At 38.0% G+C, this 18,640-nt stretch carries 14 protein-coding genes and 1 tRNA gene; 14 read left to right on the forward strand and 1 reads right to left on the reverse strand.

Translation table 11 applies throughout. From position 1 onward, the window contains the following. Positions 1-121: 121 nt before the first annotated feature. The 9 genes from MLC52_RS04210 to MLC52_RS04250 all read left to right on the forward strand — a co-directional run bounded on the left by MLC52_RS04210 (position 122) and on the right by MLC52_RS04250 (position 11,018). A complete protein-coding gene (locus MLC52_RS04210) occupies positions 122-1,852 on the forward strand; it encodes a polysaccharide biosynthesis protein (RefSeq protein WP_434581407.1) in 1,731 nt (576 codons plus the stop codon). 55 nt (positions 1,853-1,907) lie between these two features. Further along, positions 1,908-1,982: transfer RNA gene (locus MLC52_RS04215), tRNA-Asn, on the forward strand. Positions 1,983-2,027: 45 nt separating this feature from the next. After that, the gene (locus MLC52_RS04220; RefSeq protein ID WP_434581408.1) at positions 2,028-4,196 is read left to right on the forward strand and encodes an STT3 domain-containing protein; all 2,169 of its coding nucleotides are present in this window, start codon (positions 2,028-2,030) and stop codon (positions 4,194-4,196) included. A 231-nt stretch (positions 4,197-4,427) separates the two neighbouring features. Then, on the forward strand, positions 4,428-5,378 hold the full coding sequence (locus tag MLC52_RS04225) for a UTP--glucose-1-phosphate uridylyltransferase (protein WP_434581409.1): 951 nt from the start codon (positions 4,428-4,430) through the stop codon (positions 5,376-5,378). Then, positions 5,375-6,730 (forward strand): glucose-6-phosphate isomerase, encoded by a 1,356-nt coding sequence (locus MLC52_RS04230; RefSeq protein ID WP_434581410.1) that lies wholly within the window; start codon positions 5,375-5,377, stop codon positions 6,728-6,730. The genes MLC52_RS04225 and MLC52_RS04230 overlap by 4 nt, the downstream gene beginning before the upstream one ends. Positions 6,731-6,803: 73 nt before the next feature. Next, positions 6,804-8,618, forward strand: coding sequence for a menaquinone biosynthesis decarboxylase (locus MLC52_RS04235; protein WP_434581411.1), 1,815 nt, complete (start codon positions 6,804-6,806; stop codon positions 8,616-8,618). 100 nt (positions 8,619-8,718) lie between these two features. After that, entirely contained in the window at positions 8,719-9,054 is a 336-nt protein-coding gene (locus MLC52_RS04240) for a cytochrome C (protein ID WP_346388565.1), read from the forward strand. 113 nt (positions 9,055-9,167) lie between these two features. Continuing rightward, complete coding sequence (gene argH / locus MLC52_RS04245; RefSeq protein ID WP_434581412.1) at positions 9,168-10,550, forward strand: argininosuccinate lyase; 1,383 nt, start codon at positions 9,168-9,170, stop codon at positions 10,548-10,550. A 3-nt stretch (positions 10,551-10,553) separates the two neighbouring features. Next, entirely contained in the window at positions 10,554-11,018 is a 465-nt protein-coding gene (locus MLC52_RS04250) for an OsmC family protein (RefSeq protein WP_151900678.1), read from the forward strand. A 13-nt stretch (positions 11,019-11,031) separates the two neighbouring features. Here MLC52_RS04250 and MLC52_RS04255 read toward each other — a convergent pair whose 3' ends face one another. After that, the gene (locus MLC52_RS04255) at positions 11,032-11,388 is read right to left on the reverse strand and encodes a histidine triad nucleotide-binding protein (protein WP_151900677.1); all 357 of its coding nucleotides are present in this window, start codon (positions 11,386-11,388) and stop codon (positions 11,032-11,034) included. Positions 11,389-11,488: 100 nt separating this feature from the next. Here MLC52_RS04255 and pheS point away from each other — a divergent pair, with 100 nt between their 5' ends. From pheS to MLC52_RS04280, 5 genes are read left to right on the forward strand one after another with little or no spacing between them, the layout of a single operon-like run. Then, complete coding sequence (pheS, locus tag MLC52_RS04260; protein WP_151900676.1) at positions 11,489-12,481, forward strand: phenylalanine--tRNA ligase subunit alpha; 993 nt, start codon at positions 11,489-11,491, stop codon at positions 12,479-12,481. Continuing rightward, positions 12,478-14,814 carry a phenylalanine--tRNA ligase subunit beta gene (gene pheT / locus MLC52_RS04265; RefSeq protein ID WP_434581413.1) on the forward strand — a complete coding sequence of 779 codons (2,337 nt, stop codon included), beginning with the start codon at positions 12,478-12,480 and terminating at the stop codon, positions 14,812-14,814. Before pheS ends, pheT begins: the two co-directional genes overlap by 4 nt. Further along, on the forward strand, positions 14,811-16,094 hold the full coding sequence (gene aroA / locus MLC52_RS04270; protein ID WP_434581414.1) for a 3-phosphoshikimate 1-carboxyvinyltransferase: 1,284 nt from the start codon (positions 14,811-14,813) through the stop codon (positions 16,092-16,094). The genes pheT and aroA overlap by 4 nt, the downstream gene beginning before the upstream one ends. After that, a complete protein-coding gene (locus MLC52_RS04275) occupies positions 16,091-16,921 on the forward strand; it encodes a 4-hydroxy-3-methylbut-2-enyl diphosphate reductase (protein WP_346388568.1) in 831 nt (276 codons plus the stop codon). Before aroA ends, MLC52_RS04275 begins: the two co-directional genes overlap by 4 nt. Before the next feature lie 50 nt (positions 16,922-16,971). Beyond that, complete coding sequence (locus MLC52_RS04280; RefSeq protein ID WP_151900672.1) at positions 16,972-18,630, forward strand: 30S ribosomal protein S1; 1,659 nt, start codon at positions 16,972-16,974, stop codon at positions 18,628-18,630. Positions 18,631-18,640 lie beyond the last annotated feature (10 nt).

Below are 18,640 nucleotides of genomic sequence, written 5' to 3' on the forward strand. Positions count from 1 at the left end.
TGCGCTGCACATATAGAGTGAAAACTGTGAGTTTACAAATGTGTTATAATGATGTTTATAATAAGAGAGGAAAGTATAGTATGAGCGTATTAAAACTTAAAGATTCAGAGAATAATAAACAGTGCGAATAGATAAAAAAATATTAAACTTTTTAGTAATTATAGTACTCTCTTTTATTACGTTTTGGTGGACATTTTTTATCTATCATATGCCGTTTGAGTTTGAGGTTGTGGCAAGCGTCATCGTCATTCGTATGCTTGCATCACGCTTTATACTGCGAGACTACTCTCTCTCTTGGTCGAAAGCTTCGCAAAAAACTTTTCTTATAAAAAGTGTTGTCTATATTACTGCTTTTTTCGTTTATTTGCCTGTATTTTACGGAAAAGTACGTTTTTCTTTTTTGGCATCAGAACTTTTTTTATATCTTTTTAGCATTAATTTTTTGATGTATGCATACTATTATTTTACCAACAAATCAAAAGTAAAGAAGACAAAATCAGTGGTAATTTACGGTGCAGGGAAGGCTGGAATAAAACTGGCATCCGAGTTTCATGATTCTAAGTATAAAATAGAATATTTTGTGGATGATGACAAGGCTTTGCAAAACCGTTCTGTAGATTCTGTAAATATACTTTCTGAGCAACAGCTCAAAACAGTTATGAAAGATAAAAAGTATGATTTGCTTGTTATTGCCATGCCGTCTGTTCCAAAAGAGCGTATCAGAACGATATATGACAATCTCTCAAATTACTTTGAAGTTATTCAGATTCTTCCTTCTATTGATGAAATTTTAACGGGAAAAAATCTTTCGACACAGTTAAAAGATCTCTCTGTAGAAGATTTGCTTGCACGCCATCCAAAAGATTTGGACAAAAAAAAGATAAAAGCATTCATAAAAGACAAAACTGTTTTGGTTACAGGTGCCGGTGGGAGCATCGGGAGTGAAATATGTCGTCAATGTGAAAAATACGGAGCGAAGAAACTTATACTTTTAGACCACAGCGAATACAATTTGTATGCTATTTTGGAAGAGATTAAGAATGTGGATGCTGTACCTGTTATGCAAAGTGTAGTAAATTCGGAACTTTTAGATGAAACATTTCAAAAGTATAAACCTCAGATAGTTATACATGCCGCAGCATACAAACATGTACCGCTTGTTGAATCAAACATATATGAAGGCATCGTCAATAATGTCATAGGCACTAAAAATGTTATAGATGCGTCTATAAAGCATGGCGTGCAAAAGTTTGTGATGATATCTACCGATAAGGCAGTGCGTCCTACAAATGTTATGGGAACGACTAAGCGTATTTGCGAACTGTATGCCCAAAATTCAAATGGACAGGGAACAGACATAGTCGCTGTGAGGTTTGGTAATGTTTTAGGCTCTAGCGGAAGTGTTATTCCAAAATTTAAAAAACAGATAGAAGCAGGCGGACCTGTTACCGTAACACATCCTGATATCACACGATATTTTATGTTGATACCCGAAGCCTGTGAACTGGTTTTGCAGGCAGGTGCTATAGGAAGCGGCGGTGAGATTTTCATACTTGATATGGGTGAACCGATAAGGATAGTTGATTTGGCAAAAAAAATGATTGACCTGAGCGGAAGTCAAAACATTGACATTACATATACAGGTTTACGACCGGGTGAAAAACTCTATGAAGAGCTTTTGATAGACGAGAGTGACACAAAAACAGAATATGAATCCATAACCGTGACAAAACCTACACCGTATGATTTGAAAAGATTGAATGAAGATATAGAAGCACTGCTTACATGTAATGATACGCTGAAAAAACTCAAAGAGATAGTGCCGGAGTTTAATCATCAAACAAATTCCTAAATTATCAAAATTTTAGGTTATTTTAAAATTGTTTGGATAGAATTCTGCCATACATTCCGGATTAGCTCAGCGGTAGAGTAGGTGACTGTTAATCACTTGGTCACTGGTTCGAATCCAGTATCCGGAGCCACTTCTTTTTATGTTATAATTCCTCAACTTTTTAGAGGACTAAAACTTGACAGATACTTCCCATGAAACAAAATTAACACTTCTTTATATTTTTATAGCTTTTGCTTTTTCTATTGGTATGCGCCTTGTTTGGGTATATCATTTTAACGGATATGCACCGTTTTATTTTAACGGGCAGTTTATGATTAATACCAATGATGGTTATGTTTGGGCGGAAGGTGCTCGTGATTTACTTTCCGGAACCGGAACAAATCCGGATGCAAAAGAGTATTTTGATAAATTTCATCAGTTGCATGACCTCTCACCTGTTTCAAGTGCTGCTTCCCAACTTACAGCATTCTTTGCAAAAATCCTGCCTTTTTCTTTTGAGAGTGTTATTTTTTATTTACCGGTATTTTTGAGTTCTCTTGTCGTTATTCCCATCATTTTGATAGCCAAAGCGCTGAAAAATCTTGAGATGGGGTTTATTGCCGCAATATTTGCATCTGTTGCATGGAGTTATTATAACCGTACAATGGCAGGGTATTATGATACCGATATGCTCAACATTGTGCTTCCTATGTTTTTGCTCTGGTCTGTTATTTGGGCGATTAAAACCAATAAAGACATATATCTGCTCTTTACCGCTTTAGATATCCTGGTTTACAGATGGTGGTACCCTCAGTCTTACTCTTTGGAGTTTTCATTTTTCGGATTGATTCTTTTTTATACTTTGGTGTTTGATCGAAAAAATGTATTTAATTATAAACTGCTTGCCATTATGCTGTTTGCTATGATGAATACAGACGGATTGGTTCGTCTGGGTTTTGTTTTAGCCGCTTTTTATACATTTAAGCAGGAAAAATATGATAAGTATATTTACTATATCTTAGGGACTTCAATTATTGCATTTTTTGCAACCGGTGGATTTGATCCGATCTGGTCGCAGTTAAAAGGCTATATTTTTAGAGAGAGTGTCAGTGCGGGGACTAAAGGACTGGGACTTCATTTTTTCACGGTAATGCAAACAGTCCGAGAAGCAGGGCATATTCCTTTTGAGACTTTTGCAAATCGTATCAGTGGCAATACTGTTACATTTGTCATTTCTTTGCTTGGTTACATGTATCTGCTGTACAAACACCGTATTATGCTCTTTTCACTGCCTCTTGTCGGGCTTGGATTTTTAGCCTATGTCGGTGGACTTCGTTTTACAATCTATGCCGTACCGATTTTAGCTTTCGGCATTGCCTTTTTAATTACGCAGATTGCTTCAAAAATGCCTACGCAGAAGTTGAAAGTTTTAAGCATGAGTGCTTTTACTCTGCTGGCACTGTATCCAAACTATAAACATATAGAGGCGTATAAAGTACCTACTGTTTTTAATGCGAATGAAGTGAAAGTTTTAACTACCCTGGGAAAAAAAGCAAGTCGTGAAGATTATGTTGTAGCATGGTGGGACTATGGCTATCCAATTCGATACTATGCAGATGTCAAAACTTTGGCCGATGGCGGAAAACACAGTGGAAGCGTGAATTTTCCACTAAGCTTTATGCTGACGCACACACAGGAAGAGGCTGCAAAAATGGCACGGCTTGATGTAGAGTATACGGAAAAAACATACGATTTTGGAGATAAAAACAAGAAAGAGATAGAAGACAAAAATATTACAGTTTTTTCAAATATCGAACAGATGACAAAAGATTACGGATACAAAGATACAAACGAATTTTTAAAGAGTTTGCAGTCTGATATTAAACTGCCGAAAAAAACAAGAGATATCTACTTTTATCTGCCTTTCAGAATGATAAACATTTATCCGACGGTAACACTTTTCTCAAATTTGAATTTAATGAACGGAGACAAAGGCAGGCAGCCATTTTTCTTTGTAAGCAGGAATTTTAAAGATATTGGCAACAAAATTCAATTGGCACAAAATGTGTTTTTAGACAAAAGAAATCTGCAGCTTACTCTTGGAAATAAAACATTGCCGATAAGACGTTTTGTGCAAACTTACTATGACAAAAATATGAAACTACACAAACAGGTACAGGTTGTTAATCTTTCCTCAAATTTAAATATTATTTTTATGAAAAACTATAATACTTTTTTAATAGTGGATGAACAGACATATAATTCACTCTATATACAACTGATGGTGCTGGAAAATTATGATAAAAAACTTTTTGAACCTGTGATATTAACACCACAGGCTAAAGTATATAAATTGAAAATATAAGAATTAAAGAACAGTCGGCACTAAAGTACCGATTCCGGGAAGTATTCAGTACTTAGGAACCCATCCTTTAGGGTGGGCTGAGAGTGACAGTAAGCAACAACAGTCGGCATTAAAGTACTGATTCCTGGAGATGTGCAGCTTTTTCGAAATCCGTACTTCAGTACGGGCTGAATTTAAGTAAATATAATCAAAGGTTTACTATAATCATTTCACTAAAAACAAAGGATTCTCTTGCAAACAACAATCAGAAAATGTCTTTTTCCGGCGGCAGGCTACGGGACAAGATTTTTGCCGGCTACAAAAGCGATACCAAAAGAGATGCTCCCCGTCCTTACAAAACCGCTTCTTCAATACGGGGTGGAAGAAGCAATAGAAGCGGGGCTTACTACTATGGCAATCGTTACGGGGCGTGGGAAACGTGCAATTGAAGATCACTTTGATGTTTCTTATGAACTTGAACATCAGATTAAAGGTACTGCAAAAGAGAGTTATTTGCAAGAGATAAGAAAAGTAATAACAACCTGCACCTTTTCCTATACGCGACAAGTTGAGATGAAAGGGCTTGGACATGCCATACTGACAGGTGAAACTCTTATCGGAAAAGAACCTTTTGCCGTCATACTTGCGGATGATTTATGTGATAATGAGAGTGCGGGTGTTTTAGCGCAGATGGTAGAACTTTACGAAAAATACAAGTGCTCTATCGTTGCTGTCGAAGAAGTACCTTATGAAGATACTAACAAATACGGTGTGGTAGCAATAGAAGAGCAGCCCGCACTGAAGTACGGGTTCCGGGAAGATGAATCAGATGCAGGTGAGACAAGGAATCTAGACTTTAGTCTGGGCGACAAGGATATTGAAGGTGAGATACGGAACCCAGACTTTAGTCTGGGCGATAACGCTTTTAAAATTACAGATATGGTAGAAAAACCATCCCCGCAGGACGCCCCGTCAAACTTAGCTATTATAGGCAGGTACATCCTGACTCCGGATATATTCGATATTTTGCGTGAAACAAAACCGGGTAAAGGCGGAGAAATTCAAATAACCGATGCACTGCTGCAACAGGCGAAACAAGGCAGAGTAATTGCCTATAAATTTCAAGGAAAACGCTTTGACTGTGGCAGTGTAGACGGTTTTGTTGCAGCTACAAATTATTTTTACAACAAGAGTTGTTCATGAACTATAGTCATAATTTCAATCCGACTATCTCAGATGAAGATGTTTTTGCTGAAATTGTAAAAGAAAAGAACTCTATCGGCTATTATACACTGCCGCTTCAAGATACATCTGTTTATAAAGAGTATGCCAAAACAGTGAAACAAACTAATATAGCCGTTATCGGTATCGGCGGAAGTACCCTTGGTACCTATGCTGTTTATAAATTTTTAAAACACTCAAAAGATTTAAGGAAAAAACTTTTTTTTCTTGAAACTACAGACCCTATTGATATAAAGTCCAAGATTGAAAATATTGATTTGGAAGATACACTTTTTATAGTGATTTCAAAATCCGGGACAACTTTGGAAACAATTGCATTGTTTAAGTATATAAACTCTTTGGTTACATGTAACAGAGAAAACAGCGTGATTGTCAGTGAGAACGATTCCAAATTAAGTGATTATGCCCGTATACACAGCATGAAGATTTTTGAGATTCCGAAAAATGTGGGAGGACGCTTTTCTGTGTTTTGTGCAGTCGGTTTACTGCCTTTGGCGATAGTGGGTATAGACATAGATGCATTGTTGTCCGGTGCGAGAAAAGTACATGATGAGTTTTTTGGGACTCATAAAGAGCAGCCCGCACTGAAGTACGGGTTCCAGGGTACCTCTGCAACCGCTACTTCAGTGCCTCTCCACAACGATGACACAGGCAATATCTCCGGAACCGGTACTTCAGTGCCGGCTGACAATGGCATAAATATTAAACAACGCCTTTTAAAAAAAGCCCGATTTTTAGTCGAATACAAATACAATTACAACATAAATGTAGTCTTTTCCTACTCCTCACGCCTTGAAGGTTTCAACAAGTGGTATATTCAGCTTTGGGGAGAAAGTCTCGGTAAAATTGATATAAACAATACACGTCAGGGATTGACACCTATCGGTATTATCGGTCCGATTGATCAGCACTCGTTTTTACAGCTTATCATCGAAGGCAGACGAGATAAAACGGTAACTGTCATCAAGGTGGAAAATTTTGACAATGATTTGAAAATTCCGGATGTAAAACTGGAAGGGCTTGAAGAGTTACAATATCTTAATAATATTCCTTTTTCCGAATTGATAAACAAACAGGCGGATGCAACGATAGAATCAATAAACAACCAAAAAGACATCCCGTGTGATGTGATAACAATAGACGGTGTTTGTGAAAGTGCCATTGCCGCTTTGATGTATGAATATGAACTGTTGACTTCCCTGTGTGCAAAACTGATGTATATTGATGCCTACAATCAACCCGGTGTTGAAAACGGCAAAATTATTTTGAAAAAAAAATTAAAACAAGACAGAAATGATGACAGCTTGCAATAAAAACAAGAGGCTGATTTTTTATACACTCAGTTTTTATATGCTACAATCAGGAAAAAATATTTGAGTAGGATATATGCAAAAAACAATAAAACTTTTACAAAAAAATGATGAACTCACAACAATAGATACTGAACTCGATATATATCTTGAAATTCCGCATCTGGCTTATGCCGAAGTAAAAAAAGAAGACGGCGGCAAAGCACTGCTTTTTACCAATGTTGTTGATAAAAAAAACGGTAAAAAATTTGAAGAACCGGTCATGATGAACCTTTTTGGATCTTACAGGCGTTGTGAGCTGCTTTTTGGACGAACTATTGAGTCTGTGGCAGATGAAATTACAAAACTGCTGCATATGAAACCGCCCGTAGGCTTCAAAGAGAAAATTTCTATGGCAAGTGAACTTTTTTCACTCAAAAATATTTTTCCAAAACGTCTCAAAGGCGAGGGAGAATGCCAGCAGATAAAATATTTAAAAGATGCAATAGATTTATATAAATTACCGGTCCTGACAACCTGGGAACAAGACGGCGGACCATTTATAACAATGGGCCAGGTGTATACGCAGAGTCTTGACGGCGAAATGGTAAACCTTGGTATGTATAGGCTGCAGGTATATGATAAAAATCATTTGGGCATGCACTGGCAGATACATAAGGATTCTTCACACTTTTTTGACCAGTATCAAAAAGCCGGCAAAAAAATGCCTGTAAGTATAGCTGTAGGGGGAGATCCTTTGTATACCTGGTGCGCAACTGCTCCTCTGCCTTATGGCGTGAATGAACTTTTGATGTATGGACTGATTACCAAAAAGCCTGCACAGCTTGTAAAATCTTTGACAACGCCTTTGTATATTCCCAAAGATGTGGATTATGTAATAGAGGGCTGGGTTGATCCTGATAATCTGAAAATTGAAGGTCCGTTTGGTGACCATACAGGATACTACACTTTGGAAGAACCTTATCCTGTGATGGAAGTTTCAGCGATAACGATGAAGCAAAAAAGAACTTTTTTAGCTACTGTTGTCGGAAAACCACCGCTTGAAGACAAATATATGGGTTGGGCAACAGGAAAAATTTTCTTTCCTTTGCTTAAAACAACTGCTCCTGATTTGCTGGATTACCACATGCCGGAAAATGCAGGTTTTCACAACCTGATACTTGCAAAAATGCAGCCACTTTACAAAGGACATGCAAAACAGTTTATGCATGCTTTTTGGGGTGCCGGACAGATGAGCTTTGTCAAACATGCCATTTTTGTTGATGAAAAAGCACCAAAACTGGAGAACTATGAAGCTTTTGCCACATATGTTCTGAATCGTTTTACTCCTAAATCACTGTTTATTACAGAAGGTATCCTGGATGCGCTTGACCACTCATCTCCTGAGACTTTGGTAGGCGGAAAGCTTGGCATAGATGCTACTGGTGCAGACAGCGTTGAAGCGCCTCAGCTTTTGGGAGATGCAGAACTTCTCAATAGAGTAAAAGAGCTCATTCCTGATGTTGTAGATTTGCATCAGTTTATGCAGCGCACAAACAACCCTGTTACAGTCATCAGTGTAGATAAAAAAAGAAATGTAAAAGAGTATTTTGATGATTTGCTGGTATTGAGTACACATGTAAGAGTGGTTGTATTTGTTGATGCTGAAAAAAATGACATACGGAACTCTTATATGCTGATTTGGCGTGTCACGAACAATATGGATGCACTGCGTGATGTATATACATCGGGACTCATGGTAGGTATTGACGGTACAAATAAAAATTCCTTGGATAATTTTACAAGAGAATGGCCTGATGATGTCGAATGTACACAGAGTGTTGTTGAAAAGTTAAAAGAAAAAGGAGTCTGGAGTCTGGACGAAAAACTCGTCGGTAAGTTTCAATTATAGAATTTTTTGTGTTTTATGTGATAAATTTTATCACTGTAAGGAATATATAATAATTTCTAATGTAATATCAATGAAAGATATTTCACTTCAGGAAAAGTATATGAAAAAAATTTTATTAATTGCACTTTCTTTGGCTTTTTTGACGCTTTCTTCGTCAAATGCTGCTATTTACAAAGGGCAGCGTGTTTTTATTAAAAAATGTTTAAAGTGTCATGACTCCGGACAGAATTTTGTTGCAAAGTATAAAATGAAAAAATGGAAAAAGCTTATGCGAAAGAAAGGCAAAGCTTTGGCAGAAATCCACCTGAAAAGTGAAAAAGCCAAAAAATCATGGAAATATTTTAAGAGTAAAAAATATGCCAGAAAATCAAAACATTTGAAACAGTTTTTAGTTGAATATGCCAAAGACAGCGGGAATGTTCCTGCCTGTAACTAAATAAAATGAAGCATAATCGCTTCATTTTATTTTTCTCTCTTTGTAAAACTCTTCTTTTTAGATAAAATAGCAAACTTTTTAATATTATTTATGAAACAAACGAAGGAAAAACTATGGAAAAAATGTGGTCAGGCCGTTTTTCGGCATCTGCTTCAAATCTTTTAGATCAATTTAATGCCTCGATAATGTATGATCGGAAGTTATACCGTGAAGATATAGAGGGCTCCCTTGCACATGCCCAGATGCTTGCAAAACAGGGTATATTAACGCAAGATGAACTAAGGCAGATTCAAGAAGGTTTGGCTCAGGTAAAAAAAGAGATTGAGTCAGGCGAATTTGAGTGGAATATTTCTGACGAAGATTTGCATATGGGCATAGAAAAGCGCCTGACGCAAATTATAGGAGATACCGGGAAGAAGTTGCACACAGCAAGAAGCAGAAATGACCAGGTTGCTGTTGATTTTCGTCGTTATGTTCTGCGAAAAAATCTTGAAATTGCGAAACTTGTGAAACTTTTAATGAAAGAGATTGTGGGTGTCGCAGAGAAACATACAGAGACGCTTTTACCGGGTATGACACATTTGCAGCATGCACAGCCTATTAACTTTGCGTTTCATCTTGGAGCGTATTTGGCAATGTTTCAACGTGATATTGAGCGGTTTGAAAGTTCGTATGAACGAAACAATGTATCACCGCTTGGATGTGCCGCTCTTGCGGGAACACCGCATAATATTGACAGACAATACAGCGCAGAACTTTTGGGTTTTGAACGTGTAAGTGTCAATTGTCTCGATACCGTGAGTGACAGAGACTTTGCTCTTGAAATTCTTTTTAATATATCAACGATGATGATGCATATTTCCCGTTTGAGTGAAGAGTTGGTTCTCTGGTCCTCTTATGAATTTGGATTTATAGAACTGAGTGATGAATATTCCACAGGAAGTTCAATAATGCCGCAAAAGAAAAATCCGGATGTTCCTGAACTGCTTCGCGGAAAAACAGGCCGTGTTTATGGTGCACTGGTCGGACTTTTGACGGTTATGAAAGGTCTGCCTCTTGCCTACAACAAAGACACGCAAGAAGACAAAGAGGGTGTATTTGACGCAGTAGAGACGGCTGAAATCTCTTTGGAAATTTTAAAAGAAGCGATAAAAACAATGCAGGTAAAATCGCAAAATATGCATTCTGCCTGTAAGGTAGGGCATCTCTCGGCAACAGACCTGGCTGATTATTTGGTTGAAAAATGCAATATTCCGTTTCGTGAAGCCCATTTTATTACAGGAAAAGCAGTGGCCAAAAGTGAAGAACTTGGTATTGATTTAAGTGAAATTGAATTAAAATATTTGCAGGAAATTGATGAGAGAATTTCTGAAGATGTCCTTGATTTTCTTGTGCTGGAAAATTCTATGAATGCCAGAAAATCCCAAGGCGGTACGGCAACACTAAGAACACAGGAACAACTGGACTATTTTAAAAAATATTTGGAGGAGCAATAAAAAATGAAAGTAAGCGTATCACACAAAGAAGGAATGAAATTTGAGGCAAAAACCGAGAAAAGCAGTTTTATTATAGACTGTCCGGTAATTTCACCTGTTGAGTATTTCTTGGCAGGTATCATTACATGCAGTGCAACTGATTTGATACTGATACCGAAAAATCAGGGAAAAACAGTCACCGATTTAGTGGTAGACGGTGATGTGGTTCGTGCGGAGGATCATCCTCGTAAATTTGTAAAATTGCATTTGACCTACAGTTTTAATTCGGATGCAGATGATGTAACAGCGGCAAGATGGGTAATGGCTTCGGTTGAAACTTATTGTTCTACTATCAACACTATTCGAGATACAACAGAGATTTCCTACTCCATCACACATAACGGCAAGCTGATTCGTGAAAATGAAAAAATGATCAGCGGCGGCGGAGCGAAAATAGATATGGGCGAAATCGAGTCTTGCCCAAGCTAGAGAGTTTCTCTAGCTATAAAAAATCTTTTGGATCGGCATCACTGAAATGGCCCCATTTGAGTTTTGCTCCACCCAGAATATGAAAATGCAAATGTTTGACTTCCTGTCCGCCGTTCTCTCCTACATTTGTAATGACTCTGTATCCTGAGGTCTCAATCTTGACCTCTTTGACAATTTCCTGAATAAACTCTGTCATCTTTGCCATAGTCTCACCGGTAACTTCGTTAAAGCTGTCTATATGCAACTTTGGTATTGCCAAAATATGCACAGGTGCTTTAGGATTGATGTCATGAAAAGCTAAAAAATTTTCATTCTCCAAAACAATATTTGCGGGTATTTCTTTATTTACGATTTTACAAAAAAGACACATAATTCTTTCCTTCATTTCTTATTATTGTAGCACATAAAAGCTATTTATAACAAATTTTTCAGTATAATCACTACAAAATTAAATAACTACGGAGACTCTATTGAAAGAGTGGTATGATAAAATAAAAGAAGCACCAAGTGTAGAAGCTTTAGAAGAGATTCGCATTGCTGTCTTTGGAAAAAAAGGCATATTAGCTGCCGAATTTGCTAAAATGAAAGATGCTCCCAATGAGCAAAAATCTCAAATCGCAAAAGATTTAAACAAGCACAAGAGTGCATTGATGAATGAGTTTACTGCAAAAAAAATTGCCTTGCAAACGCAAGAGTTGCAACGTGCTATGAAAGAAGAGGCCATAGATGTGTCAATGTTTGGCACAAAATCTTCAGCAGGGGCACTGCATCCTGTGATGGAAACAATGGACAGAATTGTAGAATATTTTTCATGTATGAATTTTTCTGTAAAAACAGGGCAGATTGTTGAAGATGATTTTCACAATTTTGAAGCACTCAACCTTCCAAAATACCATCCGGCACGAGATATGCAAGACACATTTTATTTTAAAGACGAAATGCTTTTACGCACACATACTTCACCTGTACAAATCAGAACAATGCTGGAGTCAAAACCGCCGATTCGTATGATCGCACCGGGTGCGGTTTTTCGCCGCGATTATGATTTGACACATACCCCGATGTTTCATCAGGTTGAGGGATTGCTTGTTGATGAAGAGGGAAAAGTCTCTTTTGCCAATTTAAAGTTCATTCTGGAAGATTTTTTAAAGTATATGTTTGGTGATGTGAAGGTTCGTTTTCGCCCTTCATTTTTCCCTTTTACGGAACCTTCTGCGGAAGTGGATATCTCCTGTGTGTTTTGTCAGGGAGAAGGCTGCCGTGTCTGCTCTCATACGGGATGGCTGGAAGTACTTGGCTGTGGTATTGTAGATGAAAATGTATTTGAAGCGGTCAATTACAAAAATGTCAGCGGGTATGCTTTTGGTTTGGGAGTAGAGCGTTTTGCAATGCTGATTCATCACATAGGTGACCTTCGCTCACTTTTTGAGGGAGATATTAAGTTACTGGAGCAGTTTCAATGATAGTTACGAAGAGTTGGTTAAACGAATGGATTGACCTGGAAGGAATTTCGACAAAGGAACTCGCTGATACTTTTAACGCTATCGGTCTGGAGGTTGACAGAATTCACGAGTATCGTGTGCCTGCAAAAATAGTTTTTGGAAAAGTATTAGAGTGTGAAAAACATCCCGATGCAGACAAACTCAATATCTGCCAGGTTGATATAGGGTCGTGTATCCGTCAAATTGTATGCGGTGCTTCAAATGTAAGAGCAGGGTTACATGTAGTCGTGGCAACTATCGGGGCTGTAATGCCGTCAGGACTTGTGATAAAACCTGTCAAACTTCGCGGAATAGATTCAGAGGGGATGATATGCTCGGCGTCAGAAATCGGTCTGCCTGATTTGGGCAAAGGTATTATGGAACTGGATGCAAGTGTAGGAACCTTTTCGCTTGGACAGGATGTCAATGAAAATCCTCTTTTCAATGATGATTTGATTGAAATAGAGTTGACAGCAAACCGTGGAGACTGTTTAAGTATTCGTGGTGTTGCAAGAGACTTGAGCGCTGCGTTTGACAGACCTGTGAAAGAGTACGAACAAACTGACAATGATGAAAAAAGAGGAATAGGACGTATTCTCTCTTTAACACATGAAAAAGATTTGGATGTAAATTTACGCTATAAAGCCATAGATTTAAAAGAACTGGTTCTGCCTTTTATTGTCAAACTCCGTCTTGGGCAGATAGAAGAGTCCCGAAAATGTGATGTTGAAGCAATGACACTCTATGTGACGCATGCTACAGGTGTGATTTTGAGAGCCTACAGACATGAGTTTTTTACAAAAGATGATGAAGTGATGGCGAAGATTATTCTTGGCGAAGATGAAAACGGATATGCCTGTATCAAAACACAGGAGGGGAAAATTGCTTCGATAGTCGGTATTATTCAAAAAGATGAATCCAAAGTGACAAAAAACGAGGGAATTGTTCTTCTGGAAGCCAGTTATATTCCGCCTGATATTATTTCTAAAAAAATGGCCGAGAAAAAAATTGAATCAGGTCCAATGTTTTACAAAACATCACGGGGCAGTGAACCAGAGTTGAATGGCGGACTTTCATACTGTATTGACCTGATAGAATCAAACTCTGTCTCATCAACATTCAGCGGCAGTATAGAGTTGTCTACGTCATACAGAGAAAAGAATGTGATTGTTACAAAGCAGGAAATTGATGAGATAATTGGTGCAAATATTGACAAAATCGTTATTACAAAGATTTTGAAAAATTTAGGTTTTGATGTTTCCAAGTCATCAGTTGACAAGTTTGTAATTTCCATACCGCAGTTTCGTCACGATATTGCAAACAAGCAGGATATTGTAGAAGAAATTGTACGGATGGTCGGGATAGACAATATCCCTTCCAAACCCTTTCTTCTCAAAGAAGCAAACAGACTTGAAGACAACTATTTTGAATACAAAAAGCGTTCTGTCTTTAGACACAGGTGCGCACAGAGCGGATTTTTTGAATCTGTTCATTTTGTTTTTGATGAGAAAAAGATTTTAGAGTCTTATGGGTTTGAAACAACAAAAAAAGACCTTGAACTTTTAAACCCGATTGTACAGACTTTAGACACTCTGCGTCCTACACTTTTAACAGGTCTGCTCAAAGCAGCATCTTCAAATATTAAAAATGGCTACGCTTCTGTCAGGCTCTTTGAAATAGGTTCTGTTTTTACACCGACCAGGGAAGAGTCTTACAAAATGTCATTTGTTTTCAGCGGGGATAAAGAGAATGAAAATCTTGCCAACAGCGGTAAGCCTGAAAAGGTCGATTTTGCCTTTTTTGTGCAGAAGATAGCGGATGTAGTTGGTGATATAGAGTTGCGTGAGTATACGACAAAACATGCCCTTTCCCATACCTATCAGTCAGCAGAGGTTTTGTTGAACAATGCAGTGATCGGAGAACTTTTCAGAGTGCATCCTGAAGTTGAAAAAGCCTATGATCTGCATAGAACATATATGTGTGAACTTGATTTGCAAAAAATTCCTTATACATTGAAAACCGCACAGCAGAGATCAAAATATCAGGCCTCTTTTAGAGATTTGAGCATCATAATGCCAAAAGATATGAGTTATGAGAGAGTCAAAGATGTGATTCATACACATGCACGCAAAGAAGTTGTGCGCTTTTATCCTGTTGACAAATACAGTGATGAATCACTGGGTGACAACATCAGCCTTTCTCTGCGCTTTGTACTGCAGTCTGATGAAAAAACTTTGGAAGAAGAAGATATCACAGCGGCAATGGATTCTATCCTCGATGCATTAAACAAGAAACTTGGAATTGGTCTGCGATGAATACGGTAGTTGTTTCTCCTGCTGAGTCTTTTTCTCTGAAAATTTCAGAAATTGCCCCGGACAAGTCTATTTCACACCGAAGTGTCATGTTTGCAATGCTAAGCAAAGGTGTCAGTGAGATAGAAAATTTTTTACGGGCCGAAGATACGATGAACTCTTTGGAAATTGTAAAAAATCTTGGTGCAAATGTCGAAGATGACGGAAAAATCATTAAAATATCCTCAAACGGCATACAGGAGCCGTTTGAAATACTTGACTGCGGTAATTCGGGAACAGGTATGCGCCTTTTTTGCGGACTGTTAAGTTCTGCAAACGGACATTTTGTTCTTACGGGAGACAAATATCTTCGTCGCCGCCCGATGAAACGTGTTACGGAACCGTTGATGAGCATCGGTGCAAAACTTGACGGCAGAAAAAACGGAGATTTGGCACCGCTCTCAATTCGCGGCGCTTCTTTGAAAGCTTTTGATTATGAGAGTAAAATTGCTTCAGCACAGGTGAAAAGTGCAATGATTTTGGCAGCACTGCGGGCAGACGGGGTGTGCAGGTATCGCGAGCCGGAACTTTCACGTGACCATACAGAACGAATGCTCAAAGGTATGGGGGCAGATATCAAAGTAGATGGTTTGACAACGACTGTTACACCGTTAAAAAAACTTCTTGAACCTTTAAAAATTCGAGTTCCTGCTGATCCTTCTTCTGCTTTTTTCTTTGCAGTTGCGGCTGCGATTGTTCCGGGTTCTCAGGTAATTCTTGAAGGTGTTACACTAAATCCTACAAGAATAGAAGCTTTTAAGGCATTGGAACGTATGGGAGCGGATATCTCTTACGAATTAACAGATGACAGGTATGAACCTGTGGGCAATATACATGTAAAGTATGCGCCTTTGCACTCAATTGTCATTGAGGAAAACATCTCATGGTTGATTGATGAACTGCCGGCACTCTCCATAGCTATGGCATCTGCAAATGGCGAGAGTATTGTCAAAAATGCCAAAGAGTTGCGGGTCAAAGAGTCTGACAGAATTTCTACGGTTGTTGAAGGTCTGAGAGCCTGCGGTATTGAAGTTGATGAATATGAAGACGGGTACAAAATTACTGGCGGAGCATTGAAAAAAGCCAAGGTTGAGAGTGACGGAGACCACAGGATTGCTATGAGTTTTATTATTGCAGGAGTGAAATGCGGGATGGAAGTGAGTGATTTGGAGTGTATAAACACCTCTTTTCCAAACTTTTTTGAACTTTTAAGCAAAATAAGTGAAACGGAGTTTACAGAATGAAAATAGAGCTTGCAGAAAACTACGGTTTTTGTTTTGGTGTGAAACGGGCGATTAAAATTGCAGAAGAAAATACAAATGCAGCAACCTATGGTCCGTTGATTCACAACTCTAAAGAGATAGCAAGACTGGACAAAGATTTTAAAGTAGGCCTCGTTGAAGATTTTCAAACATTCAAGCCGGGAGATAAAGCAATCGTTCGGACACACGGTATAGTCAAAGATGAACTTGCGCAACTCAAAGAAAATGGCATTGAAGTGGTGGATGCCACCTGTCCGTTTGTGACAAAGCCACAGGAGATAGCTCAGGAGATGAGTGAAAAGGGGTATGATGTTGTCATTTTCGGGGATGAGTCACACCCTGAGATAAAAGGAGTAAAGTCTTATGCAACACACGGTGCAACGGTTGTTACAAGCGTTCAAGAGTTACAGAATCTGAAGTTTCATGAACGTATAGCACTGATTGCCCAGACAACAAGAAAAGTCGAAGACTATATGGAGATTGCAAATTATCTGATTCCCCGCCACAAAGAGGTACGTGTTTTTAACACGATATGCAATGCAACATTTGAAAATCAGGAAGCTGTGAGAAAACTTTCTAAAAAAGCAGATGTTATGATAATCATCGGTGGAAAAAATTCATCAAATACCAAGCAGCTTTTTAATATATCTTATGAAAACTGTCCAAACAGTCATCATATTGAAGATGAAAACGAATTAGAGAGCGAGTGGTTTTTGGATAAAAAACATTGTGGTGTTACTGCAGGTGCCTCCACTCCGGACTGGATTATACAAAATGTTATCAATTCGATTGAAAAAAGTATAAATTAATCATAACTTTGTTATAATCACGACAATTTTTATGTAACAGAGGATAGGCAATGGCGTTCGATAACGAATCATTTGAAGAAGAAGAAAATTTTGCAGAGATGTTCGCAGCAAGCGAAAAAAAGCAAGAAACAAGTCGCATCGTAGAAGGTGAAATAGTAGAGATACAGGCTGATGAGAACAGAGCATTAGTAAGTGTAGGTGATAAACTCGAAGGTATATTAAGCCTTGACGAAATCCGTGATGAAAACGGTGAGTTGAAGTTTAATACCGGTGATAAAATTAAAGTTATGCAAATGGGGTACTACAATGAGCGTCCCAAAATATCATACAAGAAAGTTTTAGAGCAGGAAAAAACTATAGAGTTTATTGATGCACACAAAGAGGATTTTGAAGACCTGGTTGTTGAAGGTGTCATTACGAAGAAAAATCGTGGCGGATATGTTGTTGAGGCTGATGCAGTTTCATTCTTTATGCCGCGTTCTTTAGCAGCATTCAAAGAGACTGACGATGTTGTAGGGCGTAAAATCAAAGCACAGGTTGTGAAAATTGATCCGGCTGAAAATTCGATTATTCTTTCACGTCGTAAACTTTTCAATGAAGAGCGCAAAAAGAAAAAAGAAATCATTGATCAACTGATGGCTGAAGATGTTATCGTTGAAGGGACTATCAAAAAAATCACCAGCTACGGTATGTTTGTAGATGTCGGCGGTGTTGACGGTTTGGTACACTACAATGAAATCTCTTATAAAGGTCCGGTAAATCCGTCAAAACTTTATAAAGAGGGTGATGTTGTAACTGTCAAAGCAATCTCTTATGACAAAGACAAGCGTCATCTTTCTTTATCTATCAAAGCTGTTCAGCCTGACCCTTGGGCAGAAGTTGAAAGTGAACTGGATGAGGGCGACACAATTACTGTTACTGTTTCAAATATTGAAGCATACGGTGTTTTTGTTGATCTTGGAAATGATATAGAAGGTTTCTTGCATATTTCAGAAATCACATGGAACAAAAATGTAAAAAATCCAAATGATTATCTGGAAGTTGGACAGGAAATCGATGTTGAAGTAATAGAAATCAATTCTAAAACACATAAACTTCGTGTTTCATTAAAAAGACTATTACCAAAACCATTTGATGAATTTGTTAAAAAATATCATGAAGGTGATGTGGTGACCGGTACAGTTACATCTTTAACTGACTTTGGTGCATTTGTCCGTATAGACGGTGTTGAAGGCCTTTTACACAATCAGGATATTTCATGGGACAAAAATACAAAAGCAAAAGATGTTTTAAAATCCGGTGAAGAAGTTGAAGTAAAAATTGCCAAAATCAACAAAGAAGACCAAAAAATATCTTTAAACCGTAAAACACTTTTGGAGTCACCTATAGACAAGTTTGCTACAACACACAAAGTAAACTCTGTAGTCAAAGGGACTATTCGCGACATTAAAGACTTTGGTGTATTTGTTTCTCTCGAAGACGGTGTTGATGCACTTATTCGTGATGAAGATTTGGCGCCACTGGTAAAAGAAGAGTTAGAGCCGGGTCAGGAAATAGAAGCTGCAATTGCAAACATTGATACCCGTCGTGACCGTATCCGTTTATCTGTTAAAAAATTGGATTATATCAAAAATCAGGCAATGCTTGAAGAGATTAATGATACAGAATCACACTCTCTCGGTGACTTGATAAAAGATAAATTTAAATAAGCTCAAGCTT

The sequence above is a fragment of the Sulfurimonas sp. NW15 genome (assembly GCF_051132285.1).
GTDB lineage: Bacteria > Campylobacterota > Campylobacteria > Campylobacterales > Sulfurimonadaceae > Sulfurimonas > Sulfurimonas hydrogeniphila.